21 protein-coding genes and 1 tRNA gene are annotated in these 20,028 nt (G+C 61.6%); 10 read left to right on the forward strand and 12 right to left on the reverse strand.

From position 1 onward, the window contains the following. Window positions 1-3: 3 nt before the first annotated feature. On the reverse strand, window positions 4-423 hold the full coding sequence (locus tag ABIE28_RS04605) for an energy transducer TonB family protein (RefSeq protein WP_354060564.1): 420 nt from the start codon (window positions 421-423) through the stop codon (window positions 4-6). Between the two features lie 207 nt (window positions 424-630). Between ABIE28_RS04605 and ABIE28_RS04610 the strand changes: the two genes are divergently transcribed. Continuing rightward, entirely contained in the window at window positions 631-1,221 is a 591-nt protein-coding gene (locus ABIE28_RS04610; RefSeq protein WP_354060565.1) for an NAD-dependent epimerase/dehydratase family protein, read from the forward strand. Here ABIE28_RS04610 and ABIE28_RS04615 read toward each other — a convergent pair. The 7 genes from ABIE28_RS04615 to ABIE28_RS04645 form a co-directional block, all read right to left on the reverse strand. Then, complete coding sequence (locus tag ABIE28_RS04615; protein WP_354060567.1) at window positions 1,197-1,709, reverse strand: hypothetical protein; 513 nt, start codon at window positions 1,707-1,709, stop codon at window positions 1,197-1,199. The two genes, ABIE28_RS04610 and ABIE28_RS04615, sit on opposite strands and share 25 nt — an antisense overlap. Next, window positions 1,706-2,326, reverse strand: coding sequence for a hypothetical protein (locus ABIE28_RS04620; RefSeq protein ID WP_354060569.1), 621 nt, complete (start codon window positions 2,324-2,326; stop codon window positions 1,706-1,708). The genes ABIE28_RS04615 and ABIE28_RS04620 overlap by 4 nt, the downstream gene beginning before the upstream one ends. Then, window positions 2,323-2,928 (reverse strand): hypothetical protein, encoded by a 606-nt coding sequence (locus ABIE28_RS04625; protein ID WP_354060571.1) that lies wholly within the window; start codon window positions 2,926-2,928, stop codon window positions 2,323-2,325. The genes ABIE28_RS04620 and ABIE28_RS04625 overlap by 4 nt, the downstream gene beginning before the upstream one ends. Then, a complete protein-coding gene (locus tag ABIE28_RS04630) occupies window positions 2,925-3,683 on the reverse strand; it encodes an ABC transporter ATP-binding protein (RefSeq protein ID WP_354060573.1) in 759 nt (252 codons plus the stop codon). Before ABIE28_RS04630 ends, ABIE28_RS04625 begins: the two co-directional genes overlap by 4 nt. After that, window positions 3,680-4,678 carry a FecCD family ABC transporter permease gene (locus ABIE28_RS04635; protein ID WP_502913426.1) on the reverse strand — a complete coding sequence of 333 codons (999 nt, stop codon included), beginning with the start codon at window positions 4,676-4,678 and terminating at the stop codon, window positions 3,680-3,682. Before ABIE28_RS04635 ends, ABIE28_RS04630 begins: the two co-directional genes overlap by 4 nt. 69 nt (window positions 4,679-4,747) lie before the next feature. Further along, window positions 4,748-5,839 (reverse strand): ABC transporter substrate-binding protein, encoded by a 1,092-nt coding sequence (locus ABIE28_RS04640; RefSeq protein ID WP_502913360.1) that lies wholly within the window; start codon window positions 5,837-5,839, stop codon window positions 4,748-4,750. A gap of 257 nt (window positions 5,840-6,096) precedes the next feature. Continuing rightward, window positions 6,097-8,886: a bifunctional aconitate hydratase 2/2-methylisocitrate dehydratase gene (locus ABIE28_RS04645; RefSeq protein ID WP_354060577.1), complete on the reverse strand. Its 2,790-nt coding sequence runs from the start codon at window positions 8,884-8,886 to the stop codon at window positions 6,097-6,099. Window positions 8,887-9,249: 363 nt separating this feature from the next. Here ABIE28_RS04645 and ABIE28_RS04650 point away from each other — a divergent pair, with 363 nt between their 5' ends. Together ABIE28_RS04650 and ilvC are read left to right on the forward strand one after the other, a co-directional pair. Then, window positions 9,250-9,897 carry a TetR/AcrR family transcriptional regulator gene (locus ABIE28_RS04650; RefSeq protein ID WP_354060579.1) on the forward strand — a complete coding sequence of 216 codons (648 nt, stop codon included), beginning with the start codon at window positions 9,250-9,252 and terminating at the stop codon, window positions 9,895-9,897. A 26-nt stretch (window positions 9,898-9,923) separates the two neighbouring features. Beyond that, on the forward strand, window positions 9,924-10,943 hold the full coding sequence (ilvC, locus tag ABIE28_RS04655) for a ketol-acid reductoisomerase (protein WP_046140552.1): 1,020 nt from the start codon (window positions 9,924-9,926) through the stop codon (window positions 10,941-10,943). 5 nt (window positions 10,944-10,948) lie between these two features. Here ilvC and ABIE28_RS04660 read toward each other — a convergent pair whose 3' ends face one another. Beyond that, window positions 10,949-12,226: an FAD-dependent oxidoreductase gene (locus tag ABIE28_RS04660; protein ID WP_354060581.1), complete on the reverse strand. Its 1,278-nt coding sequence runs from the start codon at window positions 12,224-12,226 to the stop codon at window positions 10,949-10,951. A gap of 138 nt (window positions 12,227-12,364) precedes the next feature. Between ABIE28_RS04660 and ABIE28_RS04665 the strand changes: the two genes are divergently transcribed. The 5 genes from ABIE28_RS04665 to ABIE28_RS04685 all read left to right on the forward strand — a co-directional run bounded on the left by ABIE28_RS04665 (window position 12,365) and on the right by ABIE28_RS04685 (window position 16,740). After that, entirely contained in the window at window positions 12,365-12,856 is a 492-nt protein-coding gene (locus ABIE28_RS04665; RefSeq protein WP_354060583.1) for a heme-degrading domain-containing protein, read from the forward strand. An 8-nt stretch (window positions 12,857-12,864) separates the two neighbouring features. Further along, window positions 12,865-13,752, forward strand: coding sequence for a PhzF family phenazine biosynthesis protein (locus ABIE28_RS04670; RefSeq protein ID WP_354060585.1), 888 nt, complete (start codon window positions 12,865-12,867; stop codon window positions 13,750-13,752). Between the two features lie 97 nt (window positions 13,753-13,849). Then, complete coding sequence (locus ABIE28_RS04675; protein WP_354060587.1) at window positions 13,850-13,975, forward strand: hypothetical protein; 126 nt, start codon at window positions 13,850-13,852, stop codon at window positions 13,973-13,975. A gap of 115 nt (window positions 13,976-14,090) precedes the next feature. Continuing rightward, window positions 14,091-15,650 (forward strand): 2-isopropylmalate synthase, encoded by a 1,560-nt coding sequence (locus ABIE28_RS04680; protein ID WP_354060589.1) that lies wholly within the window; start codon window positions 14,091-14,093, stop codon window positions 15,648-15,650. 148 nt (window positions 15,651-15,798) lie between these two features. Continuing rightward, window positions 15,799-16,740 carry an endonuclease/exonuclease/phosphatase family protein gene (locus tag ABIE28_RS04685; protein WP_354060590.1) on the forward strand — a complete coding sequence of 314 codons (942 nt, stop codon included), beginning with the start codon at window positions 15,799-15,801 and terminating at the stop codon, window positions 16,738-16,740. Here ABIE28_RS04685 and ABIE28_RS04690 read toward each other — a convergent pair. Continuing rightward, the gene (locus ABIE28_RS04690; protein WP_354060592.1) at window positions 16,737-17,837 is read right to left on the reverse strand and encodes a pyridoxal phosphate-dependent aminotransferase; all 1,101 of its coding nucleotides are present in this window, start codon (window positions 17,835-17,837) and stop codon (window positions 16,737-16,739) included. The genes ABIE28_RS04685 and ABIE28_RS04690 overlap by 4 nt on opposite strands. Window positions 17,838-18,157: 320 nt before the next feature. Between ABIE28_RS04690 and ABIE28_RS04695 the strand changes: the two genes are divergently transcribed. Beyond that, entirely contained in the window at window positions 18,158-18,364 is a 207-nt protein-coding gene (locus tag ABIE28_RS04695; RefSeq protein WP_354060594.1) for a hypothetical protein, read from the forward strand. Window positions 18,365-18,403: 39 nt separating this feature from the next. Here the strand turns inward: ABIE28_RS04695 and ABIE28_RS04700 are convergent, their stop codons facing one another. Further along, window positions 18,404-19,255: a mechanosensitive ion channel family protein gene (locus tag ABIE28_RS04700; RefSeq protein ID WP_354060596.1), complete on the reverse strand. Its 852-nt coding sequence runs from the start codon at window positions 19,253-19,255 to the stop codon at window positions 18,404-18,406. A 133-nt stretch (window positions 19,256-19,388) separates the two neighbouring features. Here ABIE28_RS04700 and ABIE28_RS04705 point away from each other — a divergent pair. Next, window positions 19,389-19,464 (forward strand) — tRNA-Lys (locus ABIE28_RS04705). A 230-nt stretch (window positions 19,465-19,694) separates the two neighbouring features. Here the strand turns inward: ABIE28_RS04705 and ABIE28_RS04710 are convergent. Continuing rightward, on the reverse strand, window positions 19,695-20,012 hold the full coding sequence (locus tag ABIE28_RS04710; protein ID WP_354060598.1) for a hypothetical protein: 318 nt from the start codon (window positions 20,010-20,012) through the stop codon (window positions 19,695-19,697). Between the last annotated feature and the right edge of the window lie 16 nt (window positions 20,013-20,028).

The raw sequence follows: 20,028 nt of genomic DNA on the forward strand, positions 1-20,028 counted from the left end.
CGCCTATCGCAATGAGAAGCGGATTGTTGCGGTGATCGAACGGTTGGCGTAGCCGGCGGGTGGTGTTGGGAGCGGAGAGGCGCGGCGGGCGGTGTCCAGCGCGGCTTGGTCGAGCACGGGCGATCCCGATGAGCGGGCGATGCTGACGGCGGTGATCTGGCCGCTGGCGCTGACCGAAAAACTGATACCGACCGAGCCTTGTACGCCGTCGGCCTGGGCGGCGCGCGGATAGACTTTGCGTCGGTCGAGTTGGGCCAGAACCTGGGACTGCCACTGTTGTGGCGAGACGGTGTTTGCGGCAGGCGGCGGGGATGCGGGTGCTGTTGTCTGCTGACGCGGCGCACGTTTGGGCAAAGCCGCCATGCTTTCGCGCTGCTCCTGCAGTCGTGGCGAAATCATCACCGGCATCGCAACGTCTGACATCGTTTCGACAACAGGCTCCTCCTCGACAGGTGGCTCCACGATCTTCGGTAGTGGTTACTCGACCGGCTCGGGCGGTATTACTTCGGGTTCGGGTCGACTTCGCCCAATGTACCCGCCCTCGCCGAAGGCTACAGTTAACCACCCAGCAGACCGCGCCACGGACCTATTCCGACGACGGCAGCACTTTGCCACCGTTCAGGAACGACATTGTGGACGTACTCACGCACCAAGGCCGAGGCCGAACGTTTGGCGTTCAGCCAGAATGGACCGGACTTCGCGGTCATCGCCGTGCGTCCACGGATGGTCTGGGGCAGGGACGATACGACGGCCTTGCCGCAACTGCTTGGCGCCGCCAAGTCAGGGCAACTGGCCTGGATTGATGGCGGTGGCTACAAAACGTCCAGCACCCACATCGCCAATCTCTGCGCCGGGATCGACCTCGCTTTGGACAAGGGACGCGGTGGAGAAATCTACTTTCTCACCGATGGCGAGCCTTGGGCTTTCCGCAAGTTAGTCAGCGGCATGCTTGCCGCCAATGGCGTCGCCATCCCCAACAAGACCGTACCACGCTGGCTGCTGCGCGCCATGGCACAGGTTGGTGATGCGCTCGCCGACCTGACCGGCGGACGCATGACTCTGCCGATCACCATGCAGTCCTACGCCACCTCGGCCGTCGAAGTGACGCTCGATATCACCAAGGCCCGAACCGAGCTTGGCTACCGTCCGGTCATCACCATCGAGGATGGGCTGGCCGAAATGGCAGAGCAGAACGCTCAGTCGATCTCGACGACGTCATAAGCCTCTACGGCCGGCAGCACCAAAAGCCGGTCGGCCATTTCTTGCTTGAGCCCGACCAGATGCTTGTTCTCAGCAGCGGTCTTGTCCGGCTTGCGGCTGAGCAGGATAAACTCCTCGCGCACAATGCCTTCACGGATGGTCAGCTTGAGCGTTTTGCCGCGATAGCCCAGCACGAACACATAGCCCTTGAGGAACTCGCCGCGCTCCAGGGCCAGGAGACTATCGTCGATGATGTAGCGGCCTTCGGTCGTAGCGCGGGTGACCATTTCAAAACCGTCACGGGCGCCGGGGCCCTTGAACGGGGTGCGGATGGTGATCTCGCGGCGTTCCGGCGGCGTCTCTCCGCCGAGCAGGGGCAAGGCGCGCTGCATGACCTTGAACGAATGGGCCACGCCGCCGGGAAAGCCGAAGCCGTGATAGCGGGCGAGATCGGCAAAGCCATAGGTAAGTTCCTGCCCGGCTTCGAGGACGGTGATGGTATTGGTCATTGGTCTGCTTTCTGGTCGAGTTCGGCGCGCATCCAGGGCAGGAAGCCCTCGAGGAAGCGCGTGGTGGCAGGCATAAAATGGCTGCCGTGATGGAAGAATGGGTCGAGGCTGGTGATGACCATGCGGCCCTTAGTGGTCACCTCGTCGACATAAAGAATGGGCTTGCCCTCGCCGTTGATGGCCAGCACTTCGGCGCCCTCGGGCGGATCGAACCAGCCATGCAAATGCCAGGTGATGTCGCGCTGGGTCAGGTTGTCGAACAGGGCATGAGTTGGTGCCGCAATCCGCACGCCGAGATCTGCCCCCGGTGTCAGCCACCACCAGAAGTTGGTCGGCTGCGGCGTGAACGTGATTCCTGGCAGGAAGAGCTGGCTCTCGCTTTCGCCGGTAGCGACCACGGTGCCGCCCGCGTCGAGATAGGCCTGCAACTGCGCCACATGCGGCTGCATCCGATCGGCCGGGGTGCGGCAGGGGATCAGCACGACATTGTAGGCCGTCAGATCGGTCTGCGGCAGGTCTTCGGGGCGAACCAGGGCGTCGAAATAGCCGGCAAAGCGCGGGCTTTCGAAACTCTCGATATGATAGTACGCGCCGGGATGGATGCACAGGATGCTCATGGGGCGAGTTCCCCGGCGCACCAGGCGATGATGCGCTGAGTCAGGAGAGGCCCGTTGCCGGTCTGCCCGCCCATGCCGCCAACGTCATTGCCCGCATGCGAGAATATGTGGCCACCTTCCGGGCGGCTCCAGGCCCAGTCGATGGGGCGCAGTTCGGCCCCGATGCCGTTCACCGGAATGGCCCCCGGCGGAAGTGGGTTGTGGCCCCGGCCATAGAAGCCCGCCACACCGTTGTTTTCCTCCAGCGAGCTCTGGTCTATGTCGGCAAAGATCGGATGCTCATAGAGCCGCGTCAGTACATAGTCGGCGCGCTTGGGCGCCGTCAGCGGCACATAGCGCGAGAGCCCACAAAGAAAATTGCGCAGCATGTGGCCGTTGAAAAACCAGCGCCCGCCGCGATCCAGCAAAGTCGTCAGCGCATCGGCATGCGCCAGAAAACCGACCTGATCGAGATGGGTGGTGGTGATCAGTCCGGACGCCGCACCGAAGTCGCTCGCCACCAGATCGCGTTCACGCACGATGGCGACGCGACCGGTGCTGGCGGCTGCGGCATAACCGGCAGGTGGGGCCCCGAAGTGTGAGTGGATCAAGATTACGGTCATGATGCGCGCATCCCGGCAAAGGCAGGCAAGACGGCCTGATGCAGCGCGCCATCGGCCCCGGTCAGGCTAACCAGCCGCATGGGCACGCCGTAAAGGCGTTCGAGGTTTTCGGGCACGATGGTTTCGGCCACCGGCCCAAACAGAGCCGGGCCATCGGGCAGCATCAGCAAGGCATCGTCCGCCGCTGCCAGCGCATGATTGGGGTCGTGGGTGGTGAAGACGATGGTGCGGTCGCGCGGCTCCCGCAGCGACGACAACAGGGTCAGCAGCCGCTCCTGATTGTGCAGATCCAGCGCCGAGCCTGGCTCGTCCAGAACCAAGACGCTCGATCCAGTTGCCAGTGCTCGCGCCAGCAGAACCAGTTGCCGTTCGCCGCCGGACAGGCGATCAAACCGCTCGTCGACAAAGGCGATGGCCCCGACCTGTTCCAATGCATCGCGGGCAGCGGCAAAGTCGGCGGGCGTTGGCTGGCCGAACAGACCGAGCCCCGCCGCACGCCCCATGACCACTGCGTCCAGCACCTTGTAGCTCTGATTGCTCGACGCATATTGCGGCACATAACCGACCAGCGCCGGCGCAGTGCGGCTGCCGCCATGCAGCGGCTGAAAGCCCAACATGGCGCGCAAGGCGGTGGTCTTGCCGCGACCATTGGGTCCCAGAATGGCGAGACTCCGACCCGCCGGGGCGGTAAAGCTTAGCTGATCCAGTACAGTGCGGTGGCCAAAGCGCACGACGGCGTCGGTGAGCCCGATCATCTGGCTTCCTTGTCGCGAAAGTGCCGGCGCAGCAGCACGGCAAAGACCGGTGCTCCGACGATGGCTGTCAGAACGCCCAGCGGAATTTCGGCAGCCGTAACGGTTCGTGCCAGCGTGTCGATGGTGACCATGAACGCCGCGCCCAGCAGGGCGGTGGCGGGCAACAGGCGGCGGTGATCGTAGCCGACGATCAACCGGGCCGCATGCGGGATGACGAGGCCAACCCAGCCAACGATGCCCGAAACAGCGACCTGGCACCCGACAATCAGCGCCACCAGTGCAAAGACTAGCCAGCGTTCGCGGTCAGGATTTGCGCCTAGGCTACGGGCTTCGGCATCATCAAGCGACAGCACGTTGAGCCGGAAGCGCAGCGCCCATAGCAGCCCGATGCCGATGGCCAGCCCGGGCACTGAAATCAGCACGCGATCCCAGGTGGCGGTCGCGAACGAGCCCATCAGCCAATAGACGATGGCCGGCAGTGAGCTATTTGGATCGGCGATGAATTGCAGCAGCGACACCATCGCCGAGAACAGCGAGCCCACCACCATGCCGGACAGGATGACGGTGATGATCTCGGTGCGGCCGTCGATGCGGGCCAGCAGGCCGACGAAAACCAGAGCCGAAAATCCGCTGATAAAGACGATGGCCAGCAGCGGTACGCCCCAGATACCCAACGTGATCGCCAATGCGCCACCGAACGCGCCGCCCTGGGAAATGCCCAGCACTTCGGGAGAAACCAGCGGGTTGCGGAATACGCCTTGTAGCGCCACACCCGCCGTCGCCAAAGCCGCACCCGCCATGGCCGAGATGATGACGCGCGGGGTGCGGACCAACAGGACGATGCGCTCGTCCATGGTCTCGACGCTCATGCCGGGATTGGTGATGGCCCGGAAAAGAATCTCGAGTGCCCTCGGCGCGCTGACCGAGAAGCGGCCAACACAGAGGCTGACAAGGATCGAAATGAACAGCGCAGCGCCGAAGGCCGTGAAGGCGATGGCCGTGCGGGTCCAGCCGCCCCAACGGGGGGCGGGCGCCCCCGTTGCCTCGATTGTGGTGGTCACGATCTATTTCGCCGCGAACTGGTCGTAGCCGAAGCTGTCGCCCTGCTGGGCGGTCCAGATGATGTCGTCGATATCTTCGCCGGTCAGCTCATAGTTGTAGAGCGTCTTGTAGGCCTTGGTCATTTCGGCGCGCAGATCATAGTTGAAGACGTCAGGGTGCAGCAGGTCGGCCAGCCACATCCAGGTCAGTGGCGATTCCTGGTTCGGTGGGTCCCAGCGGTAGCCGCCCAGTGGCATCTTGTAGACGCGGTGGTTCTGCGCGGCCTTGGTCAGCGACAGGATCGGATCGTCATAAACCCAGGACACATCGAGGTTTGGCTCGAAGCTGTTGAGCAGGATGACTTCGGGGTCCCACTGGGCGATCTGCTCGCGGTTGATCGAGAGGCTGCCATCGAGTTCGGCGGCGGCGTTCCGGCCACCGGCCAGCTCGATATACCAGGCGTTGTAATTGCCCTTATTGCCCGACGCGGTGATGTCGGACAGCGAGCGGCCAAGATAGAGCACGCTCGGACGGTCTTCCTCGGCAATGCCGGCCGTCTTGGCCTCGATGTCCTTTTGGACCTGATCGCGCCACTCGACCAGTTCGGTGATGCGCTCGGGCTTCCCGATGGCAGTGGCGACCATGGTCATATATTCGCGGGTCAGGTCTTCGGTGCCGTATTTGATCAGCAGCGTGTTAAGTCCGGCATTGAGGATTGGATCGACGATCTCAGGACCACGGCCGCCCCACTGGATCACGAGGTCCGGATTTACCTCGGCGAGGGCTTCCACATTGGGCACGAAATCGGTGCCGGTCACAGCGTCCGAGATATTGGCCGCGTCGGGGAAAATCTTGCCGAGAATGCCTTCGCGGATGGCTGTCAGCGACAGGGGATTGAGGCCCACCAGCGTTTCATCGGTGCCGCTCAGGGCAATTACGCCAGAAGCCATCGGCATTGGAATGGTGACAATGCGCTGCGCCGGCGCCGAGAGAGTGACCTCACGGCCTTCATGGTCGGTCACCACGATGTCCTGCGCCATCGCCGTTCCGGTCATGCCGAGCAGGACAATGCCAGCCCCCAGCCAATTGCATCCGCCCGCGACTACCTTGCTCATTGTCTACCTTTCCAGCCTACGTGATCCGCTCATAAATATGACAGCGAATGCCCGGTTTGCTAATATTGGTGACTATGATTGTCAAGTTAACTTCAGCCAGGATTTGTGGCGTTGGCGCCTGGCGCCAAGATCCGGTCCAAATGCCGCACGGCTGGCGCGTTTGAACTGGCTTCAAATGAAAATGGCGGCCCGAAGGCCGCCACTTGATGCTCTACTTGTCTCGCCCCGCTTCGCTCTCGCGATAACCAGTGCGCGGCTTAGAAATGCACCGACTTGGAGTCGATTGGCGTCGTTTGCGGTGGGGCAAACTTGGTCAGGTTGATGCCCACGACAGCCGCCTTGTATTCTTCGGCGCTTGGGGTGCGGCCGAGGATGGCGGAGAGCACGACGACCGGGGTCGAGGCGAGCAGCGATTCACCCTTCTTTTCGGCCGTGTCTTCCACGACGCGGCCCTGGAACAGGCGGGTCGAAGTGGCCAGAACGGTGTCGCCCTTTTCGGCCTTTTCCTGGTTGCCCATGCAGAGGTTACAGCCGGGACGTTCGAGATAGAGGATGTTCTCGTACTCGGTGCGGTTGGATGTCTTGGGCTTGAGGTCGTCGAATTCAAAGCCGGAATACTTCTGGAGGATTTCCCAGTCGCCTTCGGCCTTGAGCTCGTCGATGATGTTGTAGGTCGGCGCAGCGACCACCAGAGGCGCCTTGAACTCGACCTTGCCTTCGGTCTTTTCGATGTTCTTGAGCATCTGGGCGACGATCTTCATGTCGCCCTTATGCACCATGCACGAACCCACAAACCCAAGGTCCACCTTCTTGGTGCCGCCATAGTAGGAAACCGGGCGGATGGTGTCGTGGGTATAGCGGCGCGAGACGTCGGAATTGTTGACGTCTGGGTCAGCGATCATCGGCTCGTCGATCAGGTCGAGATCGACGACCACTTCGGCGAAGTATTTCGCATTGGCATCGGGCGTCAGCGCCGGCTTTTCACCCGAGCGGATCTCGAAAATGCGGGCATCGGCCTTGGCGATCAGGCCCTTGAGCGTCTGGGCCGGGTTGTCCATGCCCTTGTCGATCATGATCTGGATGCGCGACTTAGCGATTTCCAGCGACTCGATCAGCGTCGCGTCCTGCGAAATGCAGATCGAGGCCTTGGCCTTCATCTCTGCCGTCCAGTCGGTGAACGTGAAGGCCTGATCGGCCAGCAGCGTGCCGATATGGACTTCGATGATGCGGCCCTGGAAGACGTTGTCGCCGTGTTGCTTGAGCATCTGCGCCTGCGTGGCATGCACCACGTCGCGGAAGTCCATATGCGGCTGCATCGTGCCCTTGAAGGTCACCTTGACCGACTGCGGGATCGGCATGGTGGCCTCGCCCGTGGCCAGAGCCAGCGCCACGGTGCCCGAGTCCGCGCCAAAAGCGACGCCCTTGGACATGCGGGTGTGGCTGTCACCGCCGATGATGATGGCCCAATCGTCCACGGTGATGTCGTTGAGCACCTTGTGGATCACGTCGGTCATGGCGTGATAGCTGCCCTTCGGATCACGCGCCGTGATAACACCGAAATTGTTCATGAAGGCCATGAGCTTGGGGATATTGGCCTGAGCCTTTTTGTCCCAGACCGATGCCGTGTGGCAGCCCGACTGATAGGCGCCATCGACCAGTGGCGAAATGACAGTGGCCGCCATCGCCTCAAGTTCCTGCGCGGTCATCAGGCCAGTCGTGTCCTGCGAGCCGACGATATTGACCGTGACGCGGACGTCCGAACCGGCATGCAGCACCTTGCCCGGTGCCACGCCAACGGCATTGCGGTTGAAGATCTTTTCGACCGCGGTCAGACCCTGGCCTTCGACGGTGATTTCCTTGTTCGGAGCAAAGACCGCAGGCGCTTCGACGCCGAGCGTCTGGGCGGCAAAGGTCTGCAGCTTCTTGCCGAAGACGATGGCGTAGGAGCTGCCGGCCTTCATGAACTCGGTCTTTTGCGGCGTGAAGGCTGCGGCGACATCGACCAGCTCATTGCCGGCTTCGTCGCGCAGCTTTTTGGCCTTCGTGTCGATCGTCAAAACGGTACCGGTCTCGACAGAATATTTCTGCTCAAGGATCGGATTGCCTTCGTTGTTGAGGATCGGCTTGCCGTCTTCGCCGAGCTTTTTCACCCAGTTCTTGAGATTGAGGCCAATGCCGCCGGTCACGTCGACCGTGGTTGCGAAAATCGGCGAAATGCCGTTGGTGCCCGCAACGATCGGGGCGAAGTTGACGAATGGCACGTAGGGGCTGGCTGGCTTGCCGGTCCACAGCGCCACGTTGTTGACGCCCGACATACGCGACGAGCCCACGCCCATCGTGCCCTTTTCGGCGATCATCATCACCCGCTTGTCGGGGTGCTGGCGCTGCAGCGCCTGAATTTCCTTCTGCGCGGCAGGCGTGATCATGCACTGGCCGTGCAGCTCGCGGTCCGAGCGGGAGTGCGCCTGATTACCGGGCGACAGCAGATCGGTCGAAATATCGCCTTCGGCGGCGATATAGGTCACGACCTTGATTTCGTCTTCGACAGCAGGGAGCTTGGTGAAGAACTCGGCCTTGGCATAGCTCTCGAGCACGTCCTTGGCGACGGCGTTGCCGGCCTTATAGGCATCGCGCAGCCGGAACATGTCGACGTCATAGAGGAAGACCTGGGTCTTGAGCACGTCGCCAGCTTTGCCGGCAATCGCCGCGTCATCGCCGAGCGCGATATCGAGCAGAACATCGATCGAAGGGCCACCCTTCATGTGCGACAGCAGTTCGAGGGCAAAAACTGGCGTGATCTCGGGGACGAGGGTTTCGCCCACAATGATCTGCTTGAGGAAGGCCGCCTTGACGCCGGCAGCGCTCGTCGTGCCGGGCAGGGTGTTATAGATAAAGAACTTGAGGGCATCGGCGCGGTGCTCGTTGCCATTATCCCGGATGATCGCTGTGATTTCACCGACCAGGCCACCGCCGTCGATCGGCTTAGGCGCGAGTCCCTGTTCCGCTCTGCTTTTGATTTCGGCCAGGTAATCTAAGTAGAGGGTCATGGAAATCTCAACATTGTGGGGTGTAATGACGCTGCAACCAGCATCGGAAACGCTGCATCAGCCAGCTCGCGATCATTTCGAATTCGCGCGCGCCAGCTAAGGCCAGCGGGGAAAGTATCCCATTTCAGCAAAAAGACTACTTTCGTTTCAGCAAGGCCCGGTCGAATAATAGCAACGCCCGCAATCGATGGTTTGGGACTGAGGCGGCTGACGAATTTCTCGCCTCAGCTGCGCAGACTGACCCGATGACGCAGCATTTGTCGTTAGTCCTGCAAAATTGCGCTTGCAACGAACCGTACCGTACGGTACGCCTGCGAACGAAATGGGCCGAAACCGTTCGGCTGCCAGCGTCAGGATGTAGCCGTGCCAGTGACCATCAAGGTCAACGAAGAGACGTTCACCCCCCGCCAGCAGGCTGTGCTGACGGCGGCGTTGGATTTGCTCGTCGAAAATGGCGATGGCCTGACCATGACGGCTGTGGCGCGCCGCGCCTCCTGCTCCAAGGAAACGCTCTATAAGTGGTTCGGTGACCGTGATGGTCTGCTGACCGCGACCGTGCAGTGGCAGGCCGCCAAGGTGCGCATGCCGCAGGTTGATCGCTCGCATCTCAATGCCAAGGCGCTGCGCCTCAGCATTGAGCAGTTTGCGCGTGACCTGCTCACTGTCATCACCGGCGAAGTGTCCATCACGCTCAACCGCACCGCCGTGACCCATGCGGCGCAGGAAAAAGACAGTCTCGGCATCATCGTGCTCGAGAATGGTCCGCTGGCTATTCGTCGTCGGCTCAAGCCCATTCTGGAAGCCGGGCGCGACGCGCGGCTGTTGCGCTTTACCTCGAGCGAGGATGCCTACCGGACATTTTTTGGGCTCGTCGTGCGCGATGTGCAGATCCGTCTGCTGCTGGGCGACAAGGCGCTGACCCAATCCAATATCGAGGCCAACATCGAAGCCGATGTGAAGGCCGCGACCGACCAGTTCTTTGCCCTTTACGGGGCGAAAGCCACTCCATAATACATCGCATTTTCAGGGAGAGACCCATGCGCGTTTATTACGATCGGGATGCCGATCTCAACATCATCAAGTCGCGGAAAGTGGCCATCGTCGGCTACGGCTCGCAGGGCCATGCCCATGTGCTGAACCTGCGTGACTCGGGCGTCACCGACGTCGTCGTTGCGCTGCGTCCAGGCTCCCCATCGGCCAAGAAGGCCGAGGGCGAAGGCCTCAAGGTGATGTCGGTTGCTGACGCATCGGCATGGGCAGACGTCATCATGATGCTGACCCCAGATGAGCTGCAGGCAGACATCTACAAGCAGCATATCGAGCCAAACATCCGTGACGGCGCAGCGCTTGCTTTCGCACACGGCCTGAACGTTCACTTCAACCTGATCGAGCCCAAGTCGACTGTTGACGTGATCATGATCGCGCCAAAGGGCCCAGGCCACACCGTGCGCGGCGAATATCAGAAGGGTGGCGGCGTGCCATGCCTGATCGCCGTTCATCAGGACGCATCGGGCAATGCCCATGACATCGCTCTGGCTTACGCTTCGGGCGTTGGCGGCGGCCGTTCGGGCGTCATCGAAACCAACTTCCGCGAAGAATGCGAAACCGATCTGTTCGGCGAGCAGGCAGTGCTTTGCGGCGGTCTGGTCGAGCTGATCCGCGCTGGTTTCGAAACCCTGGTCGAAGCTGGTTACGCACCAGAAATGGCCTATTTCGAGTGCCTGCACGAAGTAAAGCTAATCGTCGACCTGATCTACCAGGGCGGCATTGCCAACATGAACTACTCGATCTCCAACACCGCTGAGTGGGGCGAGTACGTCACCGGCCCACGCATCATCACCTCGGAAACCAAGGCCGAGATGAAGCGCGTGCTGCACGACATTCAGTCGGGCAAGTTCACCTCCGATTGGATGCAGGAAATCAAGGCTGGCGGTTCGCGCTTCAAGGCGACCCGTCGTCTGGCCGACGAGCACCAGATCGAAGCCGTTGGCGCTCAGCTGCGCGACATGATGCCCTGGATCAAGGCCGGCGCGCTGGTCGACAAGGCCAAGAACTAAGACTTTCAAACGGGGGCTTCGGCCCCCGTTTTCGTTTCTGGGGCAGCCACTGTTTGCGGGCGCCGCGCGAAGTCGGGCGCATGTTCCGGGCGCGGGCCGAAAGCCGCAAAGCGCGCGGTCAGGCCCGAAATGGCCGGTATGGCGCGGAGCAGTGTCACAGCCAGTTTTGGCGGCCCGACGCGCTTGCCTTCAAAAGCCGGCACGAAGATCAGGCGATGCAGAATACGCTGCATCTGCTGGATCAGTACCGTCGGCATCCAACGGAGCTCTTGCACGGCCGCAAGGTCCGCCTCGGTCACGTTGCCCTTGCGCAATGGCTCGGCCAGTCGCGTTGCCGTCGCCACGGCATCCTGAATGGCCAGATTGATGCCGACGCCGCCGGCCGGCGACATGGCATGCGCCGCATCGCCGATGCAGAGCAGGCCGGGGCGGTGCCAGGTGTTGAGCCGATTAAGCCGCACGTCGAGCATATGCAGGTCATCCATTGATTGCAGCGTATCGAGCCGGTCAGCGAAGTCGGGGCGCATGGTGGTGATACGCTGGCGGAACCGTTCGATGCCTTCGGCGCGCAGGCGGGAGTCGGCGCCCTTCTCGGCAAAATAGGCGACCTGATAGAAGCTTTCGCGGGTGAAGGTGAGCATCAGTTCGCGGTCACCAAATTGCGGTGTCAGCGTCGCCACGTCGCCCATTTCATCGGGATAGCGGGGCAGGCGGAACCACCAGGTGTCGAGCGGCACCTTGAAGTCGCGTGGCACAAAGCCCGCCGCGTCACGGACGATGGAATGGCGACCGTCGCAGGCAACCACCAGATCGGCGACAATCTCACCCTCCGCGCCGCTACGGTCCCGCCACTGCACGCCGCTGACCCGCTCCCCGTCAAAGCTCAGGCCGGTCACCTGGGTGTTCATGCGGATCGAAAAGCTGGGTTCCAGCTTGGCCGCGCCAACCAGAAAATCGAGGAAATCCCATTGCGGGATCATCGCCACATAGTCGTATGGCGGCTTGAGCCGCGAAAAGTCGCCGAGCAACAGGATCTGCCCATCGGGCTGCGGCAGTTGAAAGTTCTGCAATCGCGTTTGCGGCAGCGTGCGGAAAGCGTTGCCGAGTCCTAGTTCATCAAGCAATTGCACAGTCGCCGCGTGCACCGTGTCGCCGCGAAAATCGCGCAGGAAGTCGGCGTGTTTTTCCAGAACGGTGACAGCAATTCCGCCGCGCGCCAGCAGCAGACCCAGCATGATGCCCGCCGGTCCACCGCCAGCGATCAAACAAGTTGTCCGGTCCACGAGCGGCGTCCTTTACTGTTTGCTGCCCAAATCATCTGCCGATCTGCTGATTTGGTAAAGCCGCTCTACTCAGGGCGCTCGCGCTGCTCTAAAGCTGATGCAACAATCCAATTCGAATCGTGGGGGTAGGGGCTCGACATGGGTGCAGAAGACGACATCGCGCGCGTTAAGCGGCAGGAGCAGGACCTGGTCCTGAGCGCGTTTGACGAGGCCGTGGCCTATGAAATCGGCAGTTCTATCCGCGCCCGGGCGCTGGTTGAGGGGTTGTCGCTGGTGGTCGATATCCGCACCTGGGATCGGCAGCTGTTTTTCTCGGCGACGCCGGGCACCAGCGCCGATAATGCCGAATGGGTGCGCCGCAAGGTCAACACCGTCCGCCGCTTCCAGCGTGCCAGCTATCGTCTGGTGCTCGAGCGTGGCGAAGCGCCGTTCTCGCCGCAATCGGGTGCTGATGCCGCTGACTATGTCATTGCCGGCGGCGGTTTTCCGATCCGCGTGACGGGTGCAGGCATTGTCGGTTGCCTGACCATTTCGGGCCTGCCGGGACGCAGCGATCACGGCGTTGCCGTAGCAGCGATTTGCACCCATCTTGGTGTCGACCCAGCGGATTATGCGCTGGCGGCCGAATAGGGACCATCATGAAGCTCAATTACCTTCTGCTTGATGTGTTTACCCAGGAGCCTCTGAAGGGCAATCAGCTCGCCGTCGTCACCAAGGCCGATGGCCTGCTCGATGGCGAAATGCAGGACATCGCGCGCGAGTTCAATCTCAGCGAAACGGTGTTTTTGCTCAAGCCGCAGGCCGAACGGAACTCCGCTGCGGTCCGCATCTTTACGCCCTATACCGAGTTGCCCTTTGCCGGACACCCGACGGTGGGCGCGGCAGTCGTGCTGGGCCTGCAGAACAAGGTCAGCGCCGTTCGGCTCGAGGAAAAAATCGGGCTGATCACCGCGCTGTTCGAAAAGTCCGACAAGCGGTCGGGCGAGGCACGCTTTGCGCTGCCGCGGCTGCCGTCGCGCATTGCCGATCTCAATGATCGTCTCGGCATGGCGCAGGCTTTGGGCATCGAAGTGGAAGACATTGGCTGCGATCTCTACCAGCCGGCGGTGTTTTCGGCGGGCGTTACCTTCCACCTCGTGCCGGTGCGCAATGCCGAGGTTTTGCGCCGCATCAAGATCAATCCGGGCCTCTGGAGCAAGGTGTTCAGTCATGATCACAGCTCGGCTTACGTCTTCACGCTGACCCCTGATGAGCCGGAAAATGATCTGGCCGCGCGCATGTTCGGCATGGATATCGGGGAAGATCCTGGCACCGGTTCGGCAGCGGCGGCCTTGATTGGGCTGTTGGCCGAACATGCGACGTTGGCCAATGGGCAGGCCGACTATGTCTTGCGACAGGGCCATGAGATGGGGCGGCCGTGCCGCATCACCGTCCAGCTGCGCAAGGACAAGGATGTGCTCATCCATGGCGGCATCGGCGGACACGCCGTGATTGTCGGCGAGGGCGTGCTGGACCTGGGCGACTAACAGTCGAACCCGTCGCAAAAAATCGCGTTGCGCAGTCTCTTGGGGTTGCGCAGCGAGCAAGTTTGACGCATTCTGAAGACAAATCGGGACTAAACAAATGCAGCGCAAGCGCGCAATTGCCATCGCCATCACTCAACGCCAGGGGCGCACGCGCTTCCTGATGATTGCTGCTGGCCTGCTTTTGCTGCCTGCTGCACTTCTCCTCCTTCTTATCAGCCCCTGATCACCGGCAGTTCGCATAAGCGAACGGGTCGTCAGGGGATTATGCCAAAAGCCGAACAGTAAATGTCCGGCCTGCAGAGCCTTGTGCTCTGGGCCGACCGATAGGAAAACGACCAATGTCCGTCTCTACCGATAGCAATAAAGACCGCGTCTTCATCTTCGACACCACGCTGCGCGACGGCGAGCAATCGCCTGGCGCGACCATGACGCTGGAAGAAAAGCTGCAGGTTGCCGAAGCCCTCGACGAAATGGGCGTCGATATCATCGAAGCCGGTTTCCCGATTGCCTCCAATGGTGACTTTGAATCCGTGGTTGCCGTGGCTAAGCAGGTCAAGCGCGCCACCGTTGCCGGCCTCGCCCGGGCCATTACCGCCGACATCGACCGCGCCGGTGAAGCCGTCCGGTTCGCCCAGCGCGGCCGCATCCACACCTTCGTCTCCACTTCGCCGATCCATCTGGCTCATCAGATGAAAAAGACCGAGGACGAGGTCATCGAGATCATCGCCCGCACCGTCGCGCAGGCCCGCAACCTGATCGACGACGTCGAATGGTCCGCAATGGACGCCACCCGCACGCCGCTTGAGTTCCTCAAGCGCTGCGTCGAGACCGCCATCAAGGCCGGTGCCACCACGATCAATTTGCCCGACACGGTCGGCTATGCCGTCCCAGACGAGCATGAGGCCATGTTCCGCACCATCATCACGTCGGTGCCGGGCGCAGACAAGGCGATATTCTCGGCCCATTGCCACAACGATCTGGGCCTTGCCGTTGCCAACTCGCTGGCCGCTGTGCGCGGTGGTGCGCGTCAGGTGGAATGCACCATCAATGGTCTGGGCGAACGCGCCGGCAATGCTGCGCTCGAAGAAATTGTCATGGCCCTGCGCACCCGCGCCGATGTCATGCCCTACCACACCGAAATCGAGACCACCCATCTGGCCCGCGCCAGCAAGATCGTCTCGGCTGCCGCCAATTTCCCGGTGCAGTACAACAAGGCAATCGTGGGCAAAAACGCCTTCGCGCATGAAAGCGGCATCCATCAGGATGGCATGCTCAAGAATGCCGAGACCTATGAGATCATGACCCCGGCCAGCGTCGGCATCAAGGAAACCACCTTGGTGATGGGCAAGCATTCCGGCCGCGCCGCCTTCAAGGACAAGCTCAAGGAACTGGGCTACGAGCTGGGCGACAATGCTTTCCAGGAAGCCTTCCAGCGCTTCAAGGATCTGGCTGACCGCAAGAAGCACGTCTATGACGCCGACATTATCGCGCTGGTCGATGACGAAGTCGGCTCGGTCGGCGACCGCATCAAGCTGGTCGATATGGAAGTCGTCTCCAAGACCGGTGGCGTGCACAAGGCCAACATGACCCTCTCGATCGATGGCGACGAAACCTCGGTGACCTATGAGGGCACCGGCTCTGTCGACGCGATCTTTAACGCCATCAAGCAGGCCGTTGGCCAGCAGCCCCATCTGGTGCTCTACGCCGTCGACGGCGTGACCGGCGGCACCGACGCGCAGGCTTCGGCCCATGTCCGTCTCGAAATGAACGGCCGTATCGTCTCCGGCAATGCGGCCGAGCCCGATACGCTGGTGGCCTCGGCCCGTGCCTATCTCAATGCCTATAACCGCCTGCTGATCGAACGCGGCGCATCGGCACAGGGCGCCATGGCGGGTTAATACCTGCTCAAATCTGCTATCGAATGAAAAACCCCGGCCACGCGCCGGGGTTTTGCTTTGTCGCGCAAGCGGATTTGAGCCGCGTTGCTCTTGCGGCGCAGCGTCGTTTGAGCGAACAAGGGCAGGACTTGGTCAAAGAGGTTGCCCGGTGAAAATACTCGCTGAACTGCGTGGCCTTTTGACTGGTGCGGCGTTGGCCGGTTTCGGCCTGCTTGTTGCGATAGACGGGCCGAGCCTCTTGCCGGGGCAAGATCTATTGCAAAGCCTGCGGTTTCTCATCGCGGCTGGCCTGATCCTCTTGGCGATTGTGATGTTTATTGCCCGCGCCTGGATGCGCGGCCTCGCCGTCCTCGTTATTGCCTGTCTCAGCATCGGTTATGGCGCATGGATCATTTACGACCAGCAGCAGGCCCGCAACGCGAAAACAGGCGAAGCAGTCGCCACTGCCACCGTTCTCAGCTTCAACACGCTGGCCTACAATTCACGCGGCAGCGACATCGTTGACTACATGATCGAGACCGCGCCCGACGTCGCGGTGATCATGGAATCCGAGGCGATACACGCCCAGCTTGATCGGCTGGCGACGTTCTTTCCGGCGCGGGCAGGGTGTGACGCCACCGGGCAGGATTGCGATCTGATGATGTTCTCGCGCACGCCGCTGACCGATGTTCAGGTCATTCCGCTCAAGCCGCTCAATCGGCTACGCCTCGTCACCGCCAAGACCGAGATCAACGGCCAGTCGGTGACCATTGTCGGCGTCCATCTCAGCAAGCCCTATTTCGACGAGACGGCCTGGGTCGAGCTGTTCCATATCCGCGACGTGCTGCGCCAGATCGAGGGGCCGGTGATCCTGTCCGGCGACTTTAACGCTGCCGCCTGGTCGAAAACCGTGTCGCGCTTTGCCAAGGGCGCCAGCCTCATTCCGCCGCCCTTTTATCCGGCGACCTGGCCGGTGCGGTTCGGCGCGCTCGGCGTACCGATCGACAATATGTTCACGCGTGGCGACGCCCTGATCGAATCTATTTCGGCCATGCCGGATTCGCTGGGCTCGAACCATCGCGGCCTACTGGCGAAAATCGGCCTCTACTAAAGCTCGGCCAGAACTTCGCCGAGCGCCGCGTCGAGCAGGGCGCGGTCGTCGGCTGTGCCGGCACTGATGCGGATGCAGCGGTTAAGGCCGGTCACCACGGGCTTGCGCACGAATATGCCCCGCTTGGCCAGACCATCGAGGATCGCCTGCGCATGCGGCCCATCGCGGCCGCAATCGACCGCGAGGAAGTTGGTGGCCGTGGGCAGCGGCATCAGGCCGTGCTTCTGAGCGATGGCCGCCGTTTCTGCGAGCGACTGGCGCACGTCGAGCAGTGACTGCTGCAAGAATGCTTGATCGGCCAAAGCGGCGATGCCGGCGGCCTGCGCCACATTGCTGATTCCGAAGTGGTTGCGGATGCGGTTGAAGGCCGAAATGTTGCGCGTCTCGCCAATCACATAGCCAACACGCGCTCCAGCCAGCCCATAGGCCTTGGAGAAGGTGCGCATGCGCAGCAGGTTTTCCCGCTCGACGTCTAGCGCGGGCAGGGTGCCCTGCGGCGCGAACTCGCCATAAGCCTCATCGAGGATGATCATCGTCGTTTCGGGAACCGCGTCGATGAAGCGTTCGACCGAAGCGGCGTCCCACCAGCTGCCCATCGGGTTGTCCGGGTTGGCCAGATAGACCATCGAGGCCTGTGTCTCGCGTGCGGCGCGGGCGAGGGCGTCGACGTCCTCGCGGTCGCCGATATAGGGCACGGTGTGCATCGCCGCCCCATAGCCGAAGATATGGTAGTTGAACGTTGGATAGCCGCCCAGCGACGTGACCACGGTTGAGCTGGGCGCTGCGAACAGCCTGACCGCCATGCCGAGGATCGCGTCGACGCCTTCGCCGGGCATCACGTTCGCCGGATCAACGCCAAGGTGGTTGGCGATGGCCAGCCGCAGGTCGTGGTTTTCTGGGTCGCCGTAGTGCCAGCTTTCGCTCGCCGCTGCCGCCATGGCCTTGAGCACCGATGGGGCAGGGCCGAACGGGCTTTCATTGGCGCCGATGCGGGCTTTGAGCGGCACCCCAGTGCGGCGGGCAATGGCCTCGGGGCCGACAAAGGGCACCGTTTCATCAAGCGTTGCGGTTATGGGCGACAGTGGGGGACGGGACAAATCGGCGACTCGCTGTTGACCAGACGATCATAACGACCCGGCGCCCTGCGACCAGCCGCCTTGGCCCGATCCGTTGCCACCCCGCGAACGCAGCCGCCGCTGAAACTTGGCGAGATCATGGTTTTGCACAGCACGATTTCGGTGGATACGCATTGACAGGGAGCGTTTCCGGGCCTCTCCGGGCGCTATCAAAATTGGTTGCATTTGATTTAAATGCGACGCTGGCAGGCAAGCTTTGCGAAGGCATGCGAGAGCACCTTCTGGCTCACATCAGCTCCCCTCCTGATGCCTTAAAAACGATTCGAAGGAGCACCGTCCTAATGCCGCCAACCTATGTTCTCGCTCGAGATCACCTGCAGCGTGCCGTGACGATTCTGCAGGGCGGCGATAGCCAGTCCCGCCAGTTGCGCTACATCATCGAACGCACGATATCCCTGATGGATGAAGCCCAGACCGAAGCCCCGCGTCGTGAAAGCAATGTGCTTGATCTCACCTCGTTCCGCGAACGCCGCGCGCTCTACGAATAGGCTTCTGAAGATGCAGGCGGCGCATAGCCGCCGGCATCGTCAGGTTCCCGATTGCGTTTCGGGACTAGGATTTGCCGGGTCGGGTTTGACCGTAATACCGGCCTTGTCAGCGGTGCTGCCGCTCAGCTCCTCATTCAGCGCCAACTTGGCCTGCTCGGTCAGCGCATAGAGCGTTTCCAGATAATCGGGTGTCGCCACCCAGGCCCGCAGCAGCAGGTTCACCGTGCTGCCTGAAAAGCTATCCACATGCACGGTCGGCTCAGGATCAGCGAGCACGCGCTTTTCGGCGCCCGCGATGTGCAGCAGGATTTTCCGCGATCTGGCGATGTCGATGCTGTCAGGCACGCCCACATTCACATCGATGCGCCGGCGCGGTTCGCGGCTGTGGTTGGTAATCGCCGAGGCCCACAATTGCTGGTTGGGCGTAAAAATATAAAGCCCGCTCGACGAGCGCAGTCGCGTGCCGAACAACCCGATCTCAACGACGACACCCGCCACGCCATTGCCCTGGATAAATTCGCCGATGGCGATGGGGCGCAGCCAGATCAACATGATTCCCGCCGCGATATTGGCCAGCGTGCCCTGCAGCGCCAGCGCGATGGCCAGCCCCGCGGCACCAACCACGGTGAGAATCGATGCGTTGGACACGCCCAGCATGTTCAGCGCGGTGATGACGGCGAAAATAAAAATGCCATATCGAGCGACTTGCGACAGCAGCGGTGCGAAATTTTTGTCGACGCCATAGGCCAGCGGCAGCAGCCGCCTGATGGCGCGTGCCGCCAGCCGTGACAGGTACCAACCCACCAGCAAAACCGCCACAGCGCCTAGCAGACTGGCGATATTGGCTGTCAGCCAGGCGAGGGGGGCAGCAAGGAATTCAGGAATGTTCATATGGCCCCGCAACTTGGCGTCATTGGCACCTGCGACATTGTATCAAATCAAGGATGTGAGGAAAGTGAAGACAGGTGCTAGACAGCGCCGAATCCCTTGGCTATACAGCGCCTACTTTGGAGCCCCAAGCAGTGGGCGAGTAGCTCAGCTGGTAGAGCAGATGACTCTTAATCATCGGGTCCACGGTTCGAATCCGTGCTCGCCCACCAAAGTCTCCCTTCGGGGAATATGACAGCAAACCCTTGTTGGTGTGCTGTTCGGGGCCAAAGGGGTTTTCCTAGTTCTATCCCTTACGACGTGCTGACGACCTGTGGGTCGTCGTGGCGAATTTAAATCGCGCACCTGTCGTGTCGCATGTTCGCGTCCGGCGACAAAACAAGGCCCGCTTCAGCGGGCCTTTTTGTTGATCGTTTATGACAGGCTCAGCGGGTCATCGATTCTAGACCGCCTGGGCGATCGAGAATCGCAGGCCGGCGAACTGCGCGAATTGCCAGATCACCTCACACAGCTCGAGCCGATTGTTGACCAGCAGCGAGAGGGTGGGCGGCAGTTCGGTGGCGTAATGCACTTCGATCTGGGCGTTTGTCCGTGACAGGTTCATCACCGATACGGGCGCGCGCGTCAGACCGCCGTCCATCACGATGGTTGCAGTGAGGTTTGGAGCTTCGGAGAAGTCCTGGCGAATCTGGGGGCTGGTTTTCATGACGTCAGAGCTAGGCGTGTCCGCCTTCTGAGACATGAATAAGATAGATCGCATTTTACGACTCCACGAA

The organism is Devosia sp. 2618 (assembly GCF_040546815.1).
Taxonomy (GTDB): Bacteria; Pseudomonadota; Alphaproteobacteria; order Rhizobiales; family Devosiaceae; genus Devosia.

Bases quoted from the DNA above. Each gene is read 5' to 3' on its own strand.
- ABIE28_RS04605 (WP_354060564.1), bottom strand. From the start codon at position 423: ATGTCAGACGTTGCGATGCCGGTGATGATTTCGCCACGACTGCAGGAG.
- ABIE28_RS04615 (WP_354060567.1), bottom strand. From the start codon at position 1,709: ATGACCAATACCATCACCGTCCTCGAAGCCGGGCAGGAACTTACCTAT.
- ABIE28_RS04620 (WP_354060569.1), bottom strand. From the start codon at position 2,326: ATGAGCATCCTGTGCATCCATCCCGGCGCGTACTATCATATCGAGAGT.
- ABIE28_RS04625 (WP_354060571.1), bottom strand. From the start codon at position 2,928: ATGACCGTAATCTTGATCCACTCACACTTCGGGGCCCCACCTGCCGGT.
- ABIE28_RS04630 (WP_354060573.1), bottom strand. From the start codon at position 3,683: ATGATCGGGCTCACCGACGCCGTCGTGCGCTTTGGCCACCGCACTGTA.
- ABIE28_RS04640 (WP_502913360.1), bottom strand. From the start codon at position 5,839: ATGAGCAAGGTAGTCGCGGGCGGATGCAATTGGCTGGGGGCTGGCATT.
- ABIE28_RS04645 (WP_354060577.1), bottom strand. From the start codon at position 8,886: ATGACCCTCTACTTAGATTACCTGGCCGAAATCAAAAGCAGAGCGGAA.
- ilvC (WP_046140552.1), top strand. From the start codon at position 9,924: ATGCGCGTTTATTACGATCGGGATGCCGATCTCAACATCATCAAGTCG.
- ABIE28_RS04665 (WP_354060583.1), top strand. From the start codon at position 12,365: ATGGGTGCAGAAGACGACATCGCGCGCGTTAAGCGGCAGGAGCAGGAC.
- ABIE28_RS04670 (WP_354060585.1), top strand. From the start codon at position 12,865: ATGAAGCTCAATTACCTTCTGCTTGATGTGTTTACCCAGGAGCCTCTG.
- ABIE28_RS04675 (WP_354060587.1), top strand. From the start codon at position 13,850: ATGCAGCGCAAGCGCGCAATTGCCATCGCCATCACTCAACGCCAGGGG.
- ABIE28_RS04680 (WP_354060589.1), top strand. From the start codon at position 14,091: ATGTCCGTCTCTACCGATAGCAATAAAGACCGCGTCTTCATCTTCGAC.
- ABIE28_RS04695 (WP_354060594.1), top strand. From the start codon at position 18,158: ATGCCGCCAACCTATGTTCTCGCTCGAGATCACCTGCAGCGTGCCGTG.
- ABIE28_RS04700 (WP_354060596.1), bottom strand. From the start codon at position 19,255: ATGAACATTCCTGAATTCCTTGCTGCCCCCCTCGCCTGGCTGACAGCC.
- ABIE28_RS04710 (WP_354060598.1), bottom strand. From the start codon at position 20,012: ATGCGATCTATCTTATTCATGTCTCAGAAGGCGGACACGCCTAGCTCT.